Raw genomic sequence first — 3592 nt, forward strand, 5'->3', positions numbered from 1 at the left:
ATCCTCAGGAAATGGAAGATTTACTTAATGTACGATTTATTCGTGTCTTTGTGGATATCAATATTGAAAAAGATATAGGTATGTCGATTTTCGTCTTTGATCAAGACATTGAGGAAAAGTTTAAAACGTAGATAAACTACTATCAATAGCATAATGTTGGCACTTGACAGCGTACCTGTTAAAGACTAACCACCTAGATATATTTATCCATTGTAATGGATGATGTTATCGTAGGTGGTTTTTTATTGGATTTTTACAAATAGCATTAAAGAGGGGGAAATGAAAATGGGAAAAACCCAACATCCGGGACCACAAAAAAAGGCAAAGTTACCTGCTCCTAAATACTGGGTAAGTCCAATTCCCTTTGGACTTGGAAAGATTAAGCCACAACATATCCGCGATACGATGAAGATCGCTTGGGATAATAAAGACAACATCGGCTATGCCACACGTATTATTACGAAAGGCGTTTGTGACGGTTGTGCACTCGGTGTATCAGGGTTATATGACCAAACATTGGATGGACCGCACGTATGCACCACACGTTTGAATGTGCTTCGGCTAAATACAATGCCTGCGATTCATCCTGAAATTCTACATGCCGATATTGATGAACTAAGGAAATATGATAGCACTGAACTTCGTAAGCTAGGCCGGATTCCCTATCCAATGATTCGTCGCAAAGGGGAACGTAATTTTTCACGTATTACATGGGATGACGCAATGGATCTCATTGCAGATAAAATGAAAAAGCTGGAACCGAAACAATATGCCTTTTATTTAACCGCTCGAGGGATTACAAATGAAAGCTATTATGTTGCGGGGAAAGTAGCACGTTTTCTCGGGACCAATCACATTGATAACGCATCCCGTATTTGCCACGCTCCAAGTAAAACAGCTTTAAAACGTTCCATTGGTGTGGGAGCTTCTACTTCCAATTATCTAGATTGGATTGGAACGGATGTCTTACTGTTTTGGGGAAGTGTCGCTTCGAACTCATCACCTGTTTCTTCAAAATACATGCTTGAAGCAAAGAAAAAAGGAACCAAAATCATTGTGGTTAACCCATACCGAGAACCAGCGATGGATCAGTATTGGATTCCTTCAAACCCTGAGTCCGCATTATTCGGAACAAAACTTGCCGATGACTTCTATCAAGTCAACATCGGCGGGGATATTGCCTTTATGCATGGAATCATGAAGCATTGGTTTGATATGGAGGAAAAAGCATATGGTTCAGCGGTTAACCATGAGTTCGTAGAGGAACATGTAAACGGTTACGAAGAATTAAAGAAAAAAGTCCAAGAACAATCTTGGGAAGACATCATCGTATCTTCAGGCGTTTCAAAAGAAAGAATCATAGAATTAGCTGAACTTTTAGCAAACAGCAAAAATGCTGTATATGCGTGGGCACTTGGTCTGACGATGCATTCGTTTGCAACAGACAATATCTCTCAAGTCGCAAACTTGGCACTCCTTCGTGGTCACTTAGGACGAAAGCACGCTGGTCTTATGCCATTCCGGGGACACTCAAGTGTTCAAGGCAGCGGAGAAATGGGGGCAGACCCGTTTGTTTTACCTGGCGGGGGCTGGGATGGGAACAATGTTGAGCGAATCGAAAAGCTTTGGGGATTTGACCTGCCAGAGTGGCAGGGTGACATCGTTGGCGTCACACTAGAAAACATTGTTCTCCCAGAAGATCATGAGCGGAAAGTGAAACTATATTACCTATCTGGTGGTAATTTCTTAGAAACGATGCCTGATCCTGATTTTATTGCACAATCCTTATCTGAACTGGAGATCCGCGTTCATCAAGATATTATTTTAAACACATCGACGTTAGTTGATGCGAAAGAAGCAGTCATCGTGTTACCGGCGAAAACGCGTTATGAGCAAGAAGGCGGCGGCACGAGTACATCAACTGAACGAATGGTTTACTTCTCTCCAGAAATTACTGGTAACAAAAACATGATTGAAGAAGCACGTGCAGAATGGAAAATTTATCTCGACCTTGCAAAGCGTGTGAAACCCGAAACAGCTCATTTGGTTGATTTTAAGGACGGGCAGGCCATTCGAGAGGAAATTGCCAAAGCAAACCCTGATTACGACGGCATCCAGCATTTAAAAAAGCAAGGAGACGTTTTTCAGTGGGGTGGTGCTTGGTTATGTGAAGATGGACTTTGTCCAACTCCAGATGGCAGAGGTATCTTAATTCCGGTTGATATTCCGGATTTAAATAAAAAGCCAGAACAATTTATTGTTACTTCTCGCCGTGGTAAGCAGTTTAACTCGATGGTGTATAAAGAAGTTGATCCGTTAAACGGTGCAGGTCGTTATGACGTATTAATGAGTCCTGTTGATGGGCAAAAATTAAGCATTGCTGAAGGTGAAGGAATTGTTGTTTATAACGGATTTGGCGTCTTCCAAGGTACTGCTAAGTTTGTTGACATTGCGCAAGGAAATTTAGAAGTTCACTTCCCAGAGGGTAACTTCTTGTTGCCTCGGGGTCGTTATGAGAAATTTGCCGGCATCCCGGATTACAACATCACGGTTAATGTGGAAAAAGCAGAACGATATAATGCCCGTAAAGATACTCAATATCTAGAAAAGCCGATTGCGGATCTTGAAACAGAAGTTGGTTGAGGGCAAGAATATCCATGGAAAGGGGCACCACATTTGTTAAAGGAAATCACTACTTCTCAATACATTGTTAAGTATAATGGGGATAACTTTATCGAGGAAGAGGACGACATTGCAGTCGAATCTGCCCTAACGATTATATTAGATGGAACGGAGTTTGCCACCATGGTTTGTACCCCTTCTGAACTGAAAGAATTGGTGGTTGGCTTCTTAGCTTCTGAAGGTGTAATTCGAGTATACCAAGATATTCATTCGATCCATATCGACGAAGAAAAGGGATTTGCATATGTCGATCTTGTTAATACTCATTCGATTCAAAAAGATTTCCATTCTAAAAGGTTTATTGGATCTTGTTGTGGAAAAGGCCGTCAATTTTACTTTCATAATGATGTAAAGACAGCAAAAACCGTTATGACGAAAATAACGGTTACTCCAGAACAATGCCGTGAGTTAATGCAGCAGATGCAGGAAAGTTCTTCCCATTTTCAACAAACGGGAGGGGTTCATAATGCTGCTCTATGTACAAAGGATGGAATTATCGCAGCAAGGACCGATATAGGTCGACATAATGCCCTTGATAAACTATTTGGTTATTGCATTATCAACCGAATCCCAATTAAGGATAAAATCATTGCCTTCAGTGGCCGAATTTCATCGGAGGTTTTATTAAAAGCAGCCAAGATTGGAGTGGGGATTATTCTGTCTAAATCTGCACCCACCAATCTTGCCCTAGATTTAGCAGAGGAGCTTGGTATTACAGCGGTTGGCTTTATCCGTGGAAACGGATTTAATGTGTACACCCATCAGGAGCGGATTCAAGGAATAGAAGATAATCGCTCATCAGCATCCGTTTTATAAAAACTATTTTAGCAACTGCTATATAAAAAAGGCTATGTTAAAGCTTATTGTTGATTTTGGCACCTTGTTGATTGGAGCATATTTTAATTAATAT

The 3592-nt window shown here is 41.0% G+C and carries 3 protein-coding genes; all 3 read left to right on the forward strand.

Annotation, left to right across the window (positions count from 1 at the left end; translation table 11 throughout):
* Nucleotides 1–131, forward strand: a 131-nt coding sequence (locus V7137_RS14555) for a Na-translocating system protein MpsC family protein (RefSeq protein WP_335698759.1), incomplete at its 5' end; no start/stop codon positions are given.
* A gap of 154 nt (nucleotides 132–285) precedes the next feature.
* Nucleotides 286–2643: an FdhF/YdeP family oxidoreductase gene (locus tag V7137_RS14560; protein WP_335698755.1), complete on the forward strand. Its 2358-nt coding sequence runs from the start codon at nucleotides 286–288 to the stop codon at nucleotides 2641–2643.
* Nucleotides 2644–2676: 33 nt separating this feature from the next.
* A complete protein-coding gene (gene fdhD / locus V7137_RS14565; protein ID WP_335698756.1) occupies nucleotides 2677–3498 on the forward strand; it encodes a formate dehydrogenase accessory sulfurtransferase FdhD in 822 nt (273 codons plus the stop codon).
* Nucleotides 3499–3592 lie beyond the last annotated feature (94 nt).

Origin of the sequence: Neobacillus drentensis (genome assembly GCF_036962765.1) — a bacterium.
GTDB lineage: Bacteria > Bacillota > Bacilli > Bacillales > Cytobacillaceae > Neobacillus > Neobacillus drentensis_C.

Excerpts from the sequence above, each read along its gene's own strand:
- V7137_RS14560 (WP_335698755.1), top strand. The coding sequence starts at position 286 with ATGGGAAAAACCCAACATCCGGGACCACAAAAAAAGGCAAAGTTACCT.